The 17,271-nt window shown below is 38.3% G+C and carries 16 protein-coding genes and 1 pseudogene; 8 read left to right on the forward strand and 9 right to left on the reverse strand.

The genetic code is table 11. The features are described 5' to 3' along the window. Positions 1-349: 349 nt before the first annotated feature. Positions 350-1,705 (forward strand): TonB-dependent siderophore receptor, encoded by a 1,356-nt coding sequence (locus AC4CUX_RS14225; protein ID WP_490792462.1) that lies wholly within the window; start codon positions 350-352, stop codon positions 1,703-1,705. A 17-nt stretch (positions 1,706-1,722) separates the two neighbouring features. Here the strand turns inward: AC4CUX_RS14225 and AC4CUX_RS14230 are convergent. Further along, positions 1,723-2,855 (reverse strand): IS3-like element ISAba14 family transposase gene (locus AC4CUX_RS14230; protein WP_223155595.1). Its coding sequence is split into 2 segments (ribosomal slippage): positions 1,723-2,603 and positions 2,603-2,855, totalling 1,134 coding nucleotides; the frame shifts between segments, so codons are not numbered across the junction. Positions 2,856-2,946: 91 nt separating this feature from the next. Between AC4CUX_RS14230 and AC4CUX_RS14235 the strand changes: the two genes are divergently transcribed. Next, positions 2,947-3,837 carry a TonB-dependent siderophore receptor gene (locus AC4CUX_RS14235; RefSeq protein ID WP_490792463.1) on the forward strand — a complete coding sequence of 297 codons (891 nt, stop codon included), beginning with the start codon at positions 2,947-2,949 and terminating at the stop codon, positions 3,835-3,837. Between the two features lie 122 nt (positions 3,838-3,959). Here AC4CUX_RS14235 and AC4CUX_RS14240 read toward each other — a convergent pair whose 3' ends face one another. Further along, positions 3,960-5,222, reverse strand: coding sequence for a sensor domain-containing diguanylate cyclase (locus AC4CUX_RS14240; protein ID WP_490792464.1), 1,263 nt, complete (start codon positions 5,220-5,222; stop codon positions 3,960-3,962). Between the two features lie 145 nt (positions 5,223-5,367). Here AC4CUX_RS14240 and AC4CUX_RS14245 point away from each other — a divergent pair. Continuing rightward, positions 5,368-6,190 (forward strand): IS5 family transposase gene (locus tag AC4CUX_RS14245; protein WP_094148576.1). Its coding sequence is split into 2 segments (ribosomal slippage): positions 5,368-5,748 and positions 5,750-6,190, totalling 822 coding nucleotides; the frame shifts between segments, so codons are not numbered across the junction. A gap of 392 nt (positions 6,191-6,582) precedes the next feature. Here the strand turns inward: AC4CUX_RS14245 and AC4CUX_RS14250 are convergent. Together AC4CUX_RS14250 and AC4CUX_RS14255 are read right to left on the reverse strand one after the other, a co-directional pair. Continuing rightward, a complete protein-coding gene (locus tag AC4CUX_RS14250; RefSeq protein WP_081405716.1) occupies positions 6,583-7,608 on the reverse strand; it encodes an IS30-like element ISAba125 family transposase in 1,026 nt (341 codons plus the stop codon). 97 nt (positions 7,609-7,705) lie between these two features. Beyond that, positions 7,706-8,668, reverse strand: a complete 963-nt coding sequence (locus tag AC4CUX_RS14255; protein ID WP_490792465.1) for an IS30 family transposase — start codon at positions 8,666-8,668, stop codon at positions 7,706-7,708. A 125-nt stretch (positions 8,669-8,793) separates the two neighbouring features. On the opposite strand from AC4CUX_RS14255, the gene AC4CUX_RS14260 reads away from it, so the two are divergent. Beyond that, entirely contained in the window at positions 8,794-9,306 is a 513-nt protein-coding gene (locus AC4CUX_RS14260) for a cytochrome b (protein ID WP_490747860.1), read from the forward strand. A gap of 143 nt (positions 9,307-9,449) precedes the next feature. Further along, positions 9,450-10,475: a tRNA dihydrouridine synthase DusB gene (gene dusB / locus AC4CUX_RS14265; RefSeq protein WP_490747859.1), complete on the forward strand. Its 1,026-nt coding sequence runs from the start codon at positions 9,450-9,452 to the stop codon at positions 10,473-10,475. Between the two features lie 32 nt (positions 10,476-10,507). Here the strand turns inward: dusB and AC4CUX_RS14270 are convergent. Next, positions 10,508-11,330, reverse strand: a protein-coding gene (locus tag AC4CUX_RS14270) for an IS5 family transposase (RefSeq protein WP_104794718.1) whose coding sequence is annotated in 2 segments (ribosomal slippage) — positions 10,508-10,948 and positions 10,950-11,330 — 822 coding nt in all. Because the reading frame shifts where the segments join, the coding sequence is not laid out codon by codon here. 71 nt (positions 11,331-11,401) lie between these two features. Next, entirely contained in the window at positions 11,402-12,454 is a 1,053-nt protein-coding gene (locus AC4CUX_RS14275) for an NAD(P)H-dependent flavin oxidoreductase (RefSeq protein WP_490747858.1), read from the reverse strand. Positions 12,455-12,660: 206 nt separating this feature from the next. On the opposite strand from AC4CUX_RS14275, the gene AC4CUX_RS14280 reads away from it, so the two are divergent. Next, positions 12,661-13,920, forward strand: coding sequence for a putative DNA modification/repair radical SAM protein (locus AC4CUX_RS14280; protein WP_490747857.1), 1,260 nt, complete (start codon positions 12,661-12,663; stop codon positions 13,918-13,920). A 1-nt stretch (position 13,921) separates the two neighbouring features. Further along, complete coding sequence (locus AC4CUX_RS14285; RefSeq protein ID WP_490747856.1) at positions 13,922-14,506, forward strand: TIGR03915 family putative DNA repair protein; 585 nt, start codon at positions 13,922-13,924, stop codon at positions 14,504-14,506. Here AC4CUX_RS14285 and AC4CUX_RS14290 read toward each other — a convergent pair. Next, on the reverse strand, positions 14,444-15,406 hold the full coding sequence (locus AC4CUX_RS14290) for an IS30-like element IS18 family transposase (RefSeq protein ID WP_004691346.1): 963 nt from the start codon (positions 15,404-15,406) through the stop codon (positions 14,444-14,446). The genes AC4CUX_RS14285 and AC4CUX_RS14290 overlap by 63 nt on opposite strands. Before the next feature lie 105 nt (positions 15,407-15,511). On the opposite strand from AC4CUX_RS14290, the pseudogene AC4CUX_RS14295 reads away from it, so the two are divergent. Then, positions 15,512-15,775: pseudogene (locus AC4CUX_RS14295) on the forward strand (DUF4130 domain-containing protein); the annotation flags it as partial. Between the two features lie 290 nt (positions 15,776-16,065). On the opposite strand, the gene AC4CUX_RS14300 reads toward AC4CUX_RS14295, so the two are convergent. After that, on the reverse strand, positions 16,066-16,764 hold the full coding sequence (locus AC4CUX_RS14300; protein ID WP_234951731.1) for a VIT1/CCC1 transporter family protein: 699 nt from the start codon (positions 16,762-16,764) through the stop codon (positions 16,066-16,068). A 120-nt stretch (positions 16,765-16,884) separates the two neighbouring features. Next, a complete protein-coding gene (locus tag AC4CUX_RS14305) occupies positions 16,885-17,226 on the reverse strand; it encodes a hypothetical protein (protein ID WP_058869489.1) in 342 nt (113 codons plus the stop codon). Positions 17,227-17,271: the final 45 nt, after the last annotated feature.

Below are 17,271 nucleotides of genomic sequence, written 5' to 3' on the forward strand. Positions count from 1 at the left end.
TTTAACATATAACATCATTATTTTATGCAAGGCCATTCTAGAGCTCATGGAACTAGAATGGCTTTCATGTAATTTTACTCATCTGAATTATTTTTATGATTAATACCTCAAACTAACTCCCCATCGAATTACACGCGACGAGAAGGCAACTTACAAGACCTGATTGTAAACTTCGAATCTACAAATTTTTAGGGGACTTGAGAGGATATGTATGATCTGTCCTCATAATCTATAAATACAGAATATACGCATAAACACTCAATCATTTTGAGTAAATATTCTATTTGTGTAGAAATGTAAATGATAATTAATATACAATGATTCTCATTTGCAAATGGTAGCTTGTAGTATGCAATATTTCCCACCTAATAAAATTTGGCTTGTCGTTCTTTTAACTCCTTTATTTAGTTCATCTCTTTATGCAGCAGCATCTGAGCCAGTAGCAAGTTTAGCCCCTATTGTGGTACAGGCTGAAGACGAGGAGGATGCTACGGAAAACAGTAAAAAATATAAAAAGAGTAAGTCTTCTCAAGCAACCAAAATGAATATTGCATTGAAAGAAACACCTCAGACAGTGACTGTTGTTACACAGCAAAGAATGCAGGATCAAGGCTTAGCGACTGTTGCAGACGTGATGCAACAAGTAGCTGGTGTAAGTATTGGATATAACGATAGCGAACGCCCAAATTACAACGTTCGTGGGTTTGCAGTCGATAATATTCAAATTGATGGTATTGCATCATCTTATTCAGGTGTTAGTGGTTCCGTAATTGCTATGCCTGTGTTTGATACGGCAATTTATGATCACATTGAAGTTTTAAAGGGGGTAAATGGCCTAAACACTGGGCTGGGTGAGCCTTCTGCATCAATTAATATGGTCCATAAAAAACCAACACAAGAGCTTAATGCACAGCTTGGAGCAAGTTACGATACTTTCGATGGGCGAAGATTTACTGGAGATATTAGTGGCGGGCTGTTAGCTGATGATAAACTTAACGCACGTTTAATTGTTGCGACATCAGACGGTAGAACAGGGAAACATTATTATGAAAAGAATACAACAACGATTTCAGGATCATTAACGTCTAAACTCACTGATCAAACTCAACTTACTTTGGGTATTGATTACCAAGATGATGACCCTCACAGTCTTGGTGGAGGTGTACCAATTTTCTATAGCGATGGGAGTCAAACTAGCTTTTCATCAGAAGATAACTTTGGTTCGATGAACTGGGTGAGATGGCAACGTGAATTACAAAATAGTTATGTGTATTTAGACCATAACTTTAATGACAGATGGAAGGCTAAACTTTCATTCAGTCGACAGGATCTGGATGCATTTGCTAAAACATCATATGCATACAATGGAAACTTAAACAAAGATGGCACGGGTTTAAGTTATTCACATTGGGCATCTGAAGGGGATTTGAACCAAAATACATATGATTTAACAGTCAATGGACTATTCGATTTATTTAACCGAGAACATCAAGTGGTCTTTGGTTTTAATGGTTGGGATAGAGAAGCTAATGAATATGGACTCACTTACCCTACTTACTCAGCAGGAAATACAATTAATGATATTGAACATTTCTACGGAAATGCATCTCCTGATTTCAAACCAGAAAGAACGGGTGTAGACAAAACAACAGACACCAAAAAGAGGTGGTCCCACTTGTTTGAACAACTAAAAGCGTATTTATAAGTGATATTCCGCTCTAGTTAAGCCACCTTGTTTTGTTGGGGTAGCTGATCATAGTAAAACTCATTTGGTGTCATTTTGTCTAGACTCGAATGAGGTCGTTTCAAATTATAAAACTCAAAATATGCACTTAATTGCTTTTTCGCATCTGTGACACTGCTATAAGCTTTGAGATACACCTCTTCATATTTAACGCTCCGCCATAATCGTTCAACCATCACATTATCTACCCATCGACCTTTACCATCCATACTGATTTGAATGCCATTTGATTTCAATACATCAATAAATGCATCACTGGTAAACTGGCTGCCTTGGTCTGTATTAAATATTTCAGGTCGACCATATTTTTCAATCGCTTCATTTAAAGCCGAAATACAAAAATCCACCTCCATACTAATCGATACCCTATGCGCAAGTACCTTGCGGCTATGCCAATCAATCACAGCACATAAATAAACAAAGCCTTTTGCCATAGGGATATACGTTATATCCGTAGACCACACTTGATTACTGCGCTGAATAGCCAACCCTTTGAGCAGATATGGATATTTACGGTGAGCTTGATTAGCCTGGCTTAAATTTGGTTTGCAATATAACGCCTGAATACCCATTTTCTTCATTAAAGTACGTGTATGACGTCGTCCTATATGATGTCCTTGACGATTCAACAAATCACGCATCATACGACTGCCTGCAAAAGGATATTGCATATGTAATTCATCAATACATCGCATCAGCTTCAGATCTGATGCACTCACAGGTTTTGGGCGATAGTAATAACAACCACGGGAGACTTTCAGCAGCTTAGCTTGCTTAGATACTGAAATCTGAAGTGAGTCGTCGATTAACTTTTGTGGTTGAAGCGGCCCAGTTTCTTCAACACACCTTCTAAAAAATCAATTTCTAATGCCTGCTCACCGATTTTTGCATGTAGTTTTTTTAGATCGATGGGTGGTTCTGTTGGAGCTTTTGATTGATCGAAAGCTTGCGAGGAAGCTGAAATCAGTTGATTTTTCCAGTCGATAATTTGGTTTTGATGAACATCAAATTCAGCACTCAATTCAGCAAGTGTTTTTTCTGCTTTAATCGCAGCAAGTGCTACCTTAGCTTTAAAATCATTTGAATGATTTCTTCTTGGTCTACGTGCCATAAAATACTCCATATATTGATGTTTATAACATCATTTGAGGAGCAGAATATCACTTATAGGAGTTGTTCAAATTTACGGATCCATCTCTAAAATGTTTGGAACTTTTATTAATACACGATGGAACATCGCAGACAAGTTTAAGATTTTCACCGGTGGACGTATGTCTGACTGGGAGACTAAAACCCGTAACTTCAATCAAGGCCAACTCATCAGTACGACTTCAAAGCAAAAGCAATCTAGTATTTTTGTGCCTTATGTGGCTGCTACGTATAACATTTTTCCAACTAGCACTATTTATGCAAGTTATACCGAAATCTTTAAACCACAGTCGAGTTTAGATGCTAATGATAATTTCTTGGATCCTGTTACGGGCAGTAATACAGAGCTAGGTTTAAAAAACAGTTTCTTTGATGATCGGCTAGACGTAAATGCGGCAGTTTTCTATGCTCAAAAAGACAATGTCGCTGAACAAATCGCTGGGACTGGGTTAAATGGCATTGAAGCGCGTTATAGAGCTGTGAAAGGTGCTAAAACGAAAGGCTTTGAAGTTGAAGCATTAGGTCAACTTACGGATGCATGGACGCTTACATTTGGATATGCATACAATGACACAGAGGATGCGAAAGGCAAAAAAATTAATACCGCAAATCCAAAGCAAACAGCTAAATTCAATACAAACTACCAGTTTAGTGGTGATCTTTCTGGATTGAGAGTTGGCGGTAGTTTAAATTGGTATGGTTCAAGCTATGATTATATCAATATGGGAACACGAGCTCAGCCTAACCTAATAAAAGCGGAACAAGAAGATTATGTTGTAGCAAGTTTGTATGGTGCTTATGATCTTAATGAGAAAACCCGTGTGTCACTAAATATTAATAATTTATTTGATGAGCAGTACTACACCCGCATCATTGCAAACTACAAAACTGGCTATATGGGAGACGGCAGGTCTGCTGTAGTTGCGTTAAATTATAAATTTTAAAATGTATGAAGTCGCATTTTTTAATGAAGGTTAGAAAATGCGACTTTTTAGGATCTAGAGTTTTAATATCGAGCTTAGAAAGTTTTAACTGGGGTAACTTATCGCTTTAAATGGATTTTAGCTTAAGGTACTGAGTGTGGAGATATACAGTTACGACCATTTGCTTTAGCAAGATATAATTGCTCGTCTGCTCTTCGTAGAACTCTGGTTTTAAGCTCTTTCCTTTTCCAAGTCACTACTCCAAAGGACATAGTCACTTCTTCAATCCTCGGAAACTTACAAGATTCAATGACTGTGCGTAGTCGATCAGCCATTTTCAAAGCTGAATCTAGTTTGATACTTGGTAATACGATTAATATTTCGTCTCCTCCCCAACGAATGAGAGTGTCCTTGCTACGTAAATTTTTGGAGAGCTCATGCATGACTTGTTGTAAGACCTTATCTCCTAATGCATGACCATGAGTATCATTAATGGTTTTAAAGTAATCGATATCAGCCAATAACACGCAGCAAGAGTTATCTTCATTGCACATGTCTTTTTGAATGGTATCTAGAAGATGTTCACCATAGCGACGATTAAAAATACTCGTCAAACTGTCGTAATTGGCCCACTCTTCAAGTTGACGCTTGATCTCGATATGATGATTAATATTTCTACCGATACTCACATTGTGTGTAATTGTGCCATTACGGTCTTTTAGAGGGGATGAAACGAGCTCTAAGAAATGCTTTTCATATACATGGTCTTTATTTTCAATATCCTGATTTTTTATTCTTTGTAGTTCTATCAGCTTTTGATCATGTGGATATAATTTTGTGATAGGTTCATCTTTTAAATCTGCTAGGGTGTAGCACGAGAGTTCCTCTGCGGCATGATTCATAAATTTAATTTTAGCTTGATCATCCGTGATCACTATCGTATCGGGTGTTGTATTGATTGCTGCAACCAGCATCGCTTGATATTTAAGACTTTCGTTTTTTTCCGTGATATCTCGTTGAACGGATACAAAATGGGTGATTTCACCTGTTTCAGTTTTAATCGGGGAGATGTTCCACTCTACATCGTACGGTGTTTTATCTTTGCGATAATTAATCGTATGGTTATGGAAAAATAGTCCATTAGATATGCAATCTTTTAATTCCTGAATCACGGTTAGATCTGTCTCAGGCCCTTGTAAGATACGGGGCGATTGTCCAATTAACTCTTCTTCGCTATAACCTGTCATTTCACAAAATGCTGGATTGCAGAAAAGGATGTGTGGGCCATTATTCTCAAAGCAGGCATTTGTAATGACGATCGCATTAAATGATTGCTGAATAGCCATAGTCATTAAACTATTGAATTCAGTCGCTGTTAATTTTTTGTGTTCAGAATATTGAGGCATATTGGAGTGAATCACTATGTTTCTTTATTGTTTTCCTTGTTCTTCTTAATATCATAAATTAGACTTTAAATTAATGAATAATGCTGGTTTATGATTTATACAATAGACCTCTTGCGAAAGTAAAAACCACCTCAATATAAATTTCATGAGATATCAGAAATTAAATCGTTTTTCAGATTCTGAATTCAAACGCTTGGTTGGCGTACCTCGACATGTTTTTACTGAAATGGTAGAGGTTTTAGAAAAAGCAGAATCACTCAAAAAGAAATCAGGTCGTCCTCATACTTTAGATATAGAGGATCAGTTGTTATTAACTCTCAATTACTTACGGAACTACAGCACTCAACTGGAATTAGCGGCAAATTACCATATCGCTGAAAGTAATGTGAATCGAACCATTAAAAAGGTTGAAGATGCATTGATGAAATCAAGACGTTTTACTCTGCCAAAACGAAGCATTACCACGGCAGACGAACACTTTAACTGGGTAATTATTGATGCGACAGAATGTTCAATAGAACGTCCGAAAAAAAAATCAGAGTAAATTCTACAGTGGTAAAAAGAAGAAATATACGCTAAAAGTACAAGTGATCTATCATCCGAACAGCAAACAAATCATAGGGCTAGATATATCGAATGGCAGTCAGCATGACATTAAATTGGCAAGAAAAACGGTTAAGAAATTCAAACATTGTGAATATGTTATGACTGATCTAGGGTACTACGGATTAGAGCAAGATGGCTTTAAATTATTGATGCCAATAAAGAAAAAGAAGAATTTACCTTTATTTGATGTTGAGAAAAAGTACAATAAAATGGTTGGAAAAATACGAGTTGTGATCGAACACATTAATAGTCAATTGAAAACATTTAGAATATTAAGTGAACGCTATCGAAATAGACGGAAAAGATTCGGCTTACGCATTAACTTAATTGCTGCACTCGTAAACCGGATAAACTTGCAATAATGACTTTCGCAGGAGATCTAATATAATCAATAGTCTATAAAATTATTTATATGGTTACCTTTGCCATGTACTGGAAGATGTAATTATCGATGAATTTATGGAACACTCTAAAGGATAATAGGGCTATCTACATACATCATAATAAATTAAAGGTAGCAGAGCATAGTGTTTAGAAAAGATGATGTAGCACAAATGTTCAACCTGAAGTTTTACAAAGGATGTAAGGAATACTTGAAGCGATGAAGGATGTTGTATTTAAAAGTACTTTAATCTTCAAGATGTTGGAAATAGTGGATAGGCAGGCAATTGATTTTTAAGGTTTAAGTCAAGCCTAGCCTGAATAAAAAGCAGAGCATTCTATTTTTCTTTACATTTTTCGTTTAAGGGCGAATTCAAACATGAGGTGCGACAGTTTCAAAAGCCTTATGATAATCAACAAGCTGAGCAAATTTCTCTAATGGTGTAAGCCAATCTAACGCCTTTCTAGGACGAGTATTCAGTGACATGGCAACTTGATTTAAATAATGCTGATCTGCCTGATTTAAATCAATCCCTTTAGGTAAATATTGCCTAATTAAACCATTCATATTTTCGCATGTGCCTTTTTGCCAGGGTGAATGTGGGTCACAGAAATATACATCTATGCCTAAATCTTCTTCGAGTATTTTATGTTCTGACATCTCACGTCCACGGTCATAGGTCAACGTTTTACGCAGTTCTGCAGGTAAATATTTCAGAGCTTCAGTTAAAGCCTTGCGCACTGATTCTGCCTTTGCATCAGGTAATGTTGCCAAGATACAGAGCCGTGTATTTCGTTCAATAAGTGTTGCTATCGAACTTTTATTGTCTTTACCTTTAATTAAATCAGCTTCCCAATGACCCGGTATTTTTCTTTCTTGAACTTCGGCTGGGCGCTCATGAATAGTTTTAATATCCTGTAATATAGAATCTTTTTTAGGTTCACCGTTAGCTTTTCGCTTTTTATTTTCATGACGCAGACAGGATAATAAGTCTTTTTTCAACTCACCCTTTGGTAATGCTCGTATCGTTGAATAAATCGTTGTATGGCTTACATTCATTGTTTGATCCAAATCAGGAAATGTCTTTAAACGCTTTGCTATTTGCTGAGGAGACCATAAACAACGGATCGCTTCAACAATAAATTTCCAGAGGATTGAATCGATTTTGAGTTTTCTGTGACCACGTCTACGTCTAGCGAAGGTGTTATCAGAAGCATATCGAGCTTGATAAACGTCATTGATGCTATTTCTTTTAAGCTCACGATAGATCGTACTAGGATGTCTTTTAATGAGTTCAGCAAATTTTCTGGCTGAAAAGCCTTCTTTTCTTGACTCAAGCATTAATGCAGTACGATCTTCAAAGTTAAGATGATGGTATGACAATTTTATATACTCCATAAACCCTTTAAATTAATTAGGTGGTTTATGTCGCACTTCAAGTTTTACTCTGCCAAGCTTTTTTTTAACAGCTCCGTTTTATAAAAATATGGCGGATTCAAGCGGCAAGTGCAACAGTATAAAAACCAGCCATAACTTCACTCGGTGTATACCAACCTAGTGTTTTTCTAGGACGATGGTTGAGTGCAAATTCTATCTGCTCTATTTGTTCGTTTGACACGCCATCAAACGATGATGATTTTGGCAGATATTGACGGATTAAACCATTCGTATTTTCATTTCTAGCTCGCTGAATAGACTTGTAAGGATCAGCAAAATACGTCTCTATGCCAGCATCAGTAATTCTTTTGTGTTCGGAAAATTCTTTGCCATTATCAAATGTCACACTATAAGCATGGCTCATCTGTAAACGATCTAATGCACAAGTAATCGTTTGAGAGGATGCTCTCGTTGGCCCTAAATGAACAATATGTACATACAGGCTCTTTCGATCAACGAGAGTCAATAAAGCACCTTTATGATGTTTACCAATCACCGTGTCACCTTCGAAATCTCCTAAACGTTGTCGTTGATCAATGACCTGGTGTCGGCAATGAATACTTGTTTTATCAATGATTTGACCCCTACGATCCGTGTTTTTGTAACCTCGTTTTCGATATTTCTTCTGATGCCTTAAGTGTAGATGGAGTTTACCGCCTTTTGATTTATCTTGATAAATGTACTGGTAAATCCACTCATGTGAAGGTACATCCAGCCAACAGCGTTGTGTTAAAGCACCTGAAATTTGTTCTGGTGACCAGTCCAAGCCAATCAAATAATCAATATAAGCGAAGGCAAACGCTGTCATGGGTGATGAAGGACGGTACCGTCTTTGACTTGCAAATTTAGCTGCCTGTTGAGCTCTATATCCACGTTGTCCAGTATTTCTTTTTAATTCACGGTAGATGGTTGATCGTGAACGCCCTAACTCCCGAGCAAGGGTAGCGATTGAACTTTTACTTTTCAAAGTAGCATAAATTTCGTATCTTTCATCTTGAGAAAGTTGGGTGTATTTCTTCATTGTGTGCTTTCCATTGCGAGTTGAAAAAGTCCAATGATTCTACGAATACACCTAACTTTTTCAACTAACTACAAATGTGTTGCACTTGGGATTTGAATCTGCGTATTTAAAACTTAGGAAAAGCGATGAAGAATAACTATCCAAAACCTATAATAATCATGCATTGGATTACCTTTGCTTTAGTTACAATGGTATATCTGACTGCAGGTGATCCCACAATAACAGACTGGAAAGGCCAGATTTATGTTGCAGGTGGGATTTTAATATTTATTTTATTTTTCTTGAGATTGAGTTTTGTTTTTCTGTATAGAAAAAGTATTCCTAAAACTGAAATAATTAATTCTTACCAGATAATGTTATTTAAAACGGTCAGATTTTTCCTTTACTTAAGCTTATGTATTGTTCCAATTGCGGGGTGGATGACATTATCGAGTTTTACTGATAATTTCCACGTTTTATCTTTAAATTTACCGCTTTTGAGTACTGTTTGGGGGAGTGACTATATTGCAGATGCGCATAAATTTTTAGGGAATCTCTTTATTGCGCTCGTGGGTTTGCATGCCTGTGCGGCATTGGTTCACCACTTCATTTTCAAAGATAACGTCTTAAAAAGTATGCTTTTTAAAAAAATGATGTGATTTAGAGGCTATCTGATGGCTGCCTTTTAGATTCGTCTGGCTTTTTTATTATGAGTATTTCATAGTCACATAACACATGATAAAAGATGAGCCGAAAGTGTAGATGCAGTATACTGTGCCAGTCGAAAAAGTGATGAATTCATATGTATATTGGTCCGTATCAACTGTCAAATAATTTGATTGTTGCTCCGATGGCAGGCGTAACTGACCGTCCATTTAGGTCTCTGTGCAAATACTTTGGTGCAGGGCATGCTGTCAGTGAAATGATGACATCAGACCAAACGTTACGGATGAGTAAAAAAAGCTTATATCGTGCTAATTTTGATGGTGAATTGGCGCCTATTTCAGCACAAATTGCGGGATCAGACCCTAAAGATTTGGCTGAAGCTGCACGATATCAGGTCTCAAATGGTGCTCAAATTGTGGACATTAATATGGGGTGTCCTGCCAAGAAAGTCTGTAATAAGCTGGCGGGTTCTGCACTTTTAAAAGATGAAGACTTGGTGGCTCGAATTTTGGATGAAGTTGTGGCTGCAGTTGATGTACCTGTCACACTTAAAACTCGTTTGGGTTTTTTGAATGGTCATGAAAATATCTTACGTGTAGCGAAACGTGCGGAAGAGGCGGGTATTGCCGCGTTGGCGTTGCATGGGCGCACCCGTGAAGACATGTATTTGAATACGGCTCGTTATGATTTGATTAAAGAAGTAAAACAGCTCATTCGTATACCAGTGGTTGCCAATGGGGATATTGATAGTCCAGAAAAAGCCAAATATGTACTCGATTATACCGGTGCAGATGCAATTATGATTGGTCGCGCTGCGCAAGGGCGTCCATGGATTTTTCGTGAGATCGCACATTATTTGGAGACAGGTGAACATTTGGCTGCACCAAGTATTCAAGAAGTAAAAGAAGTTCTACTTGGACATCTTGGCGAATTGTATGCATTTTATGGGGAATACTCTGGCTGCCGAATTGCACGTAAACATATTGCTTGGTACACCAAAGGTTTACGTTCAAGTAATGAGTTTCGTCAGAACATGTACAAAGTGGAAAGTACAACTGAACAATTTAAAGTGGTCGCAGACTACTTTGACCAATTACTTATTCATGGTGAAACCATGAATGACGTACAAGTTGAACAGGTCAATTTATTGGAAACTAAATAAATAAAGCTCCATTAGACCTCTTGCGAAAGTCGTTATTGCAAGTTCATCCGGTTTACCAGTGCAGCGATTAAGTTAATGCGTAAACCGAATCTTTTTCGTCTATTTCGATAGCGTTCACTTAGTATTCTAAATCTTTTCAATTGACTATTAATATGTTCGATTACAACTCGTATTTTTCCAATCATTTTATTGTAATTTTTCTCAGCATCAAATAAGGGTAAATTCTTCTTTTTCTTTATTGGCATCAATAATTTAAAGCCATCTTGCTCTAACCCATAGTACCCTAAATCGGTCATAACATAGTCACAATGTTTGAATTTCTTAACTGTTTTTCTTGCCAATTTAATATCATGCTGACTGCCAAACGATATATCTACTCCTATGATTTGTTTGCTCTTCGGATGATAGATCACTTGGGCTTTTAACGTATGTTTCTTCTTTTTACCACTGTAAAACTTACTCTGATTTTTTTTTCGGGCGTTCTATTGAACATTCTGTCGCATCAATAATTACCCAGTTAAATTGTTCGTCTGCTGTGGTAATGCTTCGTTTTGGCAGGGTAAAACGTCTTGATTTCATTAATGCATCTTCAACCTTTTTAATAGTTCGATTCACATTACTTTCAGCGATATGGTAATTTGCAGCCAATTCCAATTGAGTGCTGTAATTCCGTAAGTAATTGAGTGTTAATAACAATTGATCCTCTATAGCTAAAGTATGAGGACGCCCAGATTTCTTTTTAAGTGATTCTGCTTCTTTTAAAACTTCGACCATTTCACTAAAAACTGGTCGAGGTACGCCAACCAAGCGCTGGAATTCAGAATCTGAAAAACGGTTTAATTTCTGATATTTCATGAAATCTATATTGAGGTAGTTTTTACTTTCGCAAGAGGTCTATTTATGGAGCTTTAAGTGAATAATATGACTTAATAGCTGACTTGTTGCATTTCAACCAACAGTTGGTTAATTAAGTCAGGTGCTTCCATGGCACGAATTTGAGAAACATTCGTGCCTGCCCAAAATGCACCAAAACCTTGATCACCTTGTTTAGTCGCTGCGGCATGTAATTGTTTCCCTAGATCATAACAGTATGGGTATGCAGCAACTGCAGGGCGGTTCGGTAGATCAATCTGGGTATGCCAGTGACCCAGTAAGCCGCGAGCAGGGCGACCTGAAATACTGGCACTTATTTGTGTGATGTGCTCATGGAAAAGTGCATGACGGTAGGCATCATTGGCATTTGATGTTTTACATTGTACGAAAGCTGTTCCCAACTGTACCGCACTCGCACCTAGACTTAACATCTGCTGAGCCTGTGTACCATTCATAATGCCACCCGCAGCAATAATCGGGCACTGACAGTGCTGCGTCAGAAGTTGTACAAGGTCGACTGTACGTATTGCACTATCAAAATGTTCATTAAAAATCCCGCGGTGTCCACCTGCTTCTATGCCTTGAGCAATAATAAAATCAATCCCTGCTGCTTCAATGGCCCGTGCTTCTGCTAGGTTGGTTGCAGAAACCATGGTTAAAATGCCAGCATCTTTTAGCGCCTGTATTTGATGCGGATGCGGAATACCAAAGTGGAAACTCACGGCTTTAGGGCGAGTTTCAAGCACGACATTTAAAAAGTCATCATTGTCCAAAAAGCTAGGATAAATACAGTGCAGTTGCGTGGGTGGTTCTGCATCGTATTGTTCAAAATGAGGTCTTACAAAATCAATCCATGTTTGTGCGATAGTTGGATCAAGTTCGACACTTTGATGACAGAAAAAATTAACTTGAAAAGGTTGTTCGGTCAGTGCTTGAGTTTTTAAAATTTGGCTACGTGTGGCTTCTGCGGTGTTTGCGCCTAATCCAAGTGAGCCTAGCCCGCCTTGATTTGAAACCTCCGCTGCAAGCTCTGGTGTAGAAACACCGGCCATCGGTGCAAGGAAGATAGGATGTTTAATTTCAAGACGTTCTAATAATAAAGACATGTACTTGCTCCTTTTACATATAGACACTTTGCCCAAGCACTGCAAAATTGGCAAATAATATTCAGTATTTTCTCGAAAAATATCTAAACCAATCACGTTTATTTTTCGGTTTTTAGCGACAGGCCATGTCGTTGGGTAGGTACGTTGGTAATGCTTTTAGTCTGAAATTTTTTATACTTTTATTTTAGATTTTACCGAGGATCGTCATGACCGATCGTATCCGTGAAAAGCTACAGATTTTAGCTGATGCAGCTAAATATGACGTGTCCTGTTCGTCCAGTGGTAGCAATCGTAAAAACAAAAACCAAGGTTTGGGAAATACAGGAAACGGTATTTGTCATAGTTATACAGAAGATGGTCGCTGTGTTTCATTGCTTAAAATTCTATTTTCAAATGTCTGTATTTTTGATTGTTCCTACTGTGTTTCTAGACGCTCTAACGATGTCAAGCGAGCCGCTTTTACTGTACAAGAAGTGGTGGATTTAACCATCAACTTTTACCGCCGCAATTATATTGAAGGTTTATTTCTCAGTTCAGGTATTTTTAAATCAGCTGATTTCACTATGGAGCGAATGCTGCAAGTGGTGAAAAAGTTACGTCTTGAAGAAAACTTTAATGGTTATATTCACCTAAAAACGATACCTGGTGCTTCCCAAGAGATTATTACCGAGGTGGGCTTATATGTAGACCGCATGAGTATTAACTTGGAAATGCCGACAGAAGTTGGTTTAAAACAGTTTGCACCAGAAAAATCGCATGCAGAAGTACAAAAGGATTTAGGTATTGTACGCGATCGCTTAATTCAGTTGACTGATGAGCGGCGTGTGATTCAGCATGTGCCGAAGTTTGTACCAGCGGGACAAACCACTCAGATGGTGGTGGGCGCACATCAAGAAACAGACAAAGATATTATTTTAATGGCAGATCATCATTACAAAGTGTATCAGCTCAAACGGGTATATTTTTCAGGTTATATCCCAATCAATGAACAGGAAAAAATGCTTCCTGTTGTAGGTTCTGCACCGCCATTATTAAGAGAAAATCGGCTGTACCAATCGGATTGGCTCATGCGTTTCTATGGTTTTGATGCGCAGGAAATTGTGAATGATCAGCATCCGAATTTAGATTTGGACATCGACCCGAAGCTAAGTTGGGCACTACGTAACCCTGAGCATTTTCCTGTTGATATTCAACATGCAGACTATCGTATGATTTTACGTGTTCCGGGGATAGGTGTTCAATCGGCTAAAAAAATTGTGCAAGCTCGTCGTTTTGGGCAGATTTATATCGATCAACTAAAGCGTATGGGCATTGCTTACAATCGGGCACAGCATTTTATTCGCTGTGCAGATACGCCAAAGTTTAAAAAAGAACAACAAGCGAACCAGATTCGGCAGCACATTTTGCAATCGGGGCAATCTAAATATCAAAAACAGCTTTCACCTCAACTGGGCTTTGGTTTTTAGTATGTCGATATATTGCTTTGATCAAAGCATGACTGGGTTGCTGAGTTGTGTGTATAGGAGCTTTCAGTTTAAAGATTTTGACGTCAAGCTTGCATCTAACAATTCCCAAGCCAGCTTGTTTGATGAGTGTATTGAGGTTGCTTCAAATGATGAACACGCAGAGCGAGTTTGGCGGGGATTAAAACAAAAAATCACAGCTGAGAGTCTGCGATCTTTTTATTATTGCTTTCTGTCTGAGCAGGAACAGGCACATCAACATCTTTTTAATTTCTGTATCTATGTGTTTAAAAATACACATGCGGTAAATCATAACTATGCGCATACGGATGTATTGGCTGTTTCGCAGTGGGCCAAACAAGTGGGCAGGGAAAAGCATCGTATGGAAGCTTTTGTCCGCTTTAAAAAATGTCAGGATGGATTGTTTCTAAGTTTGGTACAGCCAGATTTTAATGTTTTACCACTGATAGAACGGCATTTTAGAAACCGATATCAAGACCAAAGATGGTTGATTTATGAGGCGGATTCAAGCGGCAAGTGCAACAGTATAAAAACCAGCCATAACTTCACTCGGTGTATACCAACCTAGTGTTTTTCTAGGACGATGGTTGAGTGCAAATTCTATCTGCTCTATTTGTTCGTTTGACACGCCATCAAACGATGATGATTTTGGCAGATATTGACGGATTAAACCATTCGTATTTTCATTTCTAGCTCGCTGAATAGACTTGTAAGGATCAGCAAAATACGTCTCTATGCCAGCATCAGTAATTCTTTTGTGTTCGGAAAATTCTTTGCCATTATCAAATGTCACACTATAAGCATGGCTCATTTGTAAACGATCTAATGCACAAGTAATCGTTTGAGAGGATGCTCTTGTTGGCCCTAAATGAACAATATGTACATACAGGCTCTTTCGATCAACGAGAGTCAATAAAGCACCTTTATGATGTTTACCAATCACCGTGTCACCTTCGAAATCTCCTAAACGTTGTCGTTGATCAATGACCTGGTGTCGGCAGTGAATACTTGTTTTATCAATGATTTGACCCCTACGATCCGTGTTTTTGTAACCGCGTTTTCGATATTTCTTCTGATGCCTTAAATGTAGATGAAGTTTACCGCCTTTTGATTTATCTTGATAAATGTACTGGTAAATCCACTCATGTGAAGGTACATCCAGCCAACCGCGTTGTGTTAAAGCACCTGAAATTTGTTCGGGTGACCAGTCCAAACCAATCAAATAATCAATATAAGCGAAGGCAAATGCTGTCATTGATGATGAAGGACGGTACCGTCTTTGACTTGCAAATTTAGCTGCCTGTTGAGCTCTATATCCACGTTGCCCAGTATTTCTTTTTAATTCACGGTAGATGGTTGATCGTGAACGTCCTAATTCCCGAGCAAGGGTAGCGATTGAACTTTTACTTTTCAAAGTAGCATAAATTTCGTATCTTTCATCTTGAGAAAGTTGGGTGTATTTCTTCATTGTGTGCTTTCCAATTACGAGTTGAAAAAGTCTAATGATTCTATGAATACACCTGACTTTTTCAACTAACTACAAATGTGTTGCACTTGGGATTTGAATCTGCGTGATGAAAGAAGAAATTTTGGAATTTATTATGATTTGACAGCTGTGCATCAGGTGAAGATGGATGTGGATCAAATTGATCATGCACACAAAGTCGGACACAGCCAGTCCTTTAGTGTTGAATTAGATGATGATGAGCTGCTGTATGACCAGTTATGGAAAGATTATTTTAAAAGTATCAACATCGAGGCAAGAAAAAATATCAAAATACATGTGCAATATGTTCCTAAACGCTACTGGCGTTATATGAATGAAAAAACAATCTAGCGAGATGTAAGCAGGGAGGAGTTGGTTCATCATTTCTATGACGTTTTGGGCTGCTATGATGAAGAAGAACAGACGTTAAACAATTCATACTAATTCGAGGCTAAGCTTTCTCACCTGTAGACTTGAAGCGCAACCGTCAGTAATGGTGCATCTGAGTAGTGGCTCAGAGAAAAATGTGCAAGCTTAAAGTTGATGATGAATGATGCTTCAAATAGTAAAAAGCCCATTCAATCCATGGGCTTTTTACATTTTTAATAGGTAGATTGTTAACGCTTATCGTGTTGTTGACGTTAAACATGCACATTAAATAGTGAACCAATCCAACTGGCAAACAGCATCGCAAAAATCCCCCATAGCGTCACACGAAATGCGCCTGTCCACATAGATGTCCCAGAAAAATAGCTTGATAAAGCCCCTAAACCGAGTAAAGACAGTACGCCTGTAAGGGCAACTGACTGAGTCAGATAGCCTTGAGGGCTTAAGAGAATGGCCAGCATGGGAAACAGAGCGCCCAGTGAAAAGGCGAGGGCAGAAGAGCCCGCGGCTTCAAGTGGTTTAGCACTGGTATTTTCATGGATGCCTATTTCATCACGTGCATGTGCAGACAGTGCATCATGTGCGCTGAGTTGCACCGCGACTTCATGTGCTAGCTCGGGTTCTAGTCCGCGTTGTATATAAATTTGAGTCAGTTCTTTAAGTTCTAAATGCGGGTTTTTATCTAATTCTCGGGCTTCATGTTTTAAGTCAGCTTCTTCAATATCTGATTGAGACTTCACCGAAATATACTCACCCGCAGCCATAGAGCTCGCACCTGAAATGAGCCCTGCAATACACGTGATGAGTAAGGTATGGCTGGTTGCGCCACTGGCCGCCATCCCCATAATCAAACTGGTCACTGAAATGATGCCGTCATTGGCACCCAATACCGCTGCACGTAGCCAACCAGTACGATGAATTAAATGAGGTTCAATATGGTGAGAATAGGACATGACGATAGATCATCCTCAAAGTTTTAAAGTTATGATTTATTTAATAATGCAAGTTTCATCTACTATAGCATAGCCCATAAAAAAGCCTCCGAGTGGGAGGCTTTTTTAAGCTTAGAAATATTATTGCGCTTTTTCTTTTACATCAGCAGCGCCTTGTTCTACTGCACCAGCAACATGAGCTGTTGCTTCTTTAGAGGCATTTTTAACATCTTCAGCAGCAGCTTCTGTTTTCGCAGCAGCTTCGTCAGCGGCAGCACCAATTTTTGCAGATGCTTCATCTGCAGCTTTTTGAGTGTCAGATACGGCTTCACTTGCAGCTTTGTTAATGTCATGACCTGCTTGTTCAGCAGCATTTTCAAGGTGTTCACCTGTCGTTGCACCTGTTTCAGGTGCTTTTTCTTTTGAACAACCCACTAAAACAACAGCAGCAGCAAGACCTAAAGCAATAAGTAATTTATTCATTTTCATATCCTTTTCGTTTTATACCCAAAAGTAGGGGTTGGGCAA

The sequence above is a fragment of the Acinetobacter sp. 231_lipA genome (genome assembly GCF_058243005.1).

Bases quoted from the DNA above. Each gene is read 5' to 3' on its own strand.
- AC4CUX_RS14290 (WP_004691346.1), bottom strand. From the start codon at position 15,406: ATGAAGAAATACACCCAACTTTCTCAAGATGAAAGATACGAAATTTAT.
- AC4CUX_RS14275 (WP_490747858.1), bottom strand. From the start codon at position 12,454: ATGTCTTTATTATTAGAACGTCTTGAAATTAAACATCCTATCTTCCTT.
- dusB (WP_490747859.1), top strand. From the start codon at position 9,450: ATGTATATTGGTCCGTATCAACTGTCAAATAATTTGATTGTTGCTCCG.
- AC4CUX_RS14255 (WP_490792465.1), bottom strand. From the start codon at position 8,668: ATGAAGAAATACACCCAACTTTCTCAAGATGAAAGATACGAAATTTAT.
- AC4CUX_RS14305 (WP_058869489.1), bottom strand. From the start codon at position 17,226: ATGAATAAATTACTTATTGCTTTAGGTCTTGCTGCTGCTGTTGTTTTA.
- AC4CUX_RS14235 (WP_490792463.1), top strand. From the start codon at position 2,947: ATGTTTGGAACTTTTATTAATACACGATGGAACATCGCAGACAAGTTT.
- AC4CUX_RS14300 (WP_234951731.1), bottom strand. From the start codon at position 16,764: ATGTCCTATTCTCACCATATTGAACCTCATTTAATTCATCGTACTGGT.
- AC4CUX_RS14280 (WP_490747857.1), top strand. From the start codon at position 12,661: ATGACCGATCGTATCCGTGAAAAGCTACAGATTTTAGCTGATGCAGCT.
- AC4CUX_RS14285 (WP_490747856.1), top strand. From the start codon at position 13,922: ATGTCGATATATTGCTTTGATCAAAGCATGACTGGGTTGCTGAGTTGT.
- AC4CUX_RS14240 (WP_490792464.1), bottom strand. From the start codon at position 5,222: ATGCCTCAATATTCTGAACACAAAAAATTAACAGCGACTGAATTCAAT.
- AC4CUX_RS14250 (WP_081405716.1), bottom strand. From the start codon at position 7,608: ATGGAGTATATAAAATTGTCATACCATCATCTTAACTTTGAAGATCGT.
- AC4CUX_RS14225 (WP_490792462.1), top strand. From the start codon at position 350: ATGCAATATTTCCCACCTAATAAAATTTGGCTTGTCGTTCTTTTAACT.
- AC4CUX_RS14260 (WP_490747860.1), top strand. From the start codon at position 8,794: ATGAAGAATAACTATCCAAAACCTATAATAATCATGCATTGGATTACC.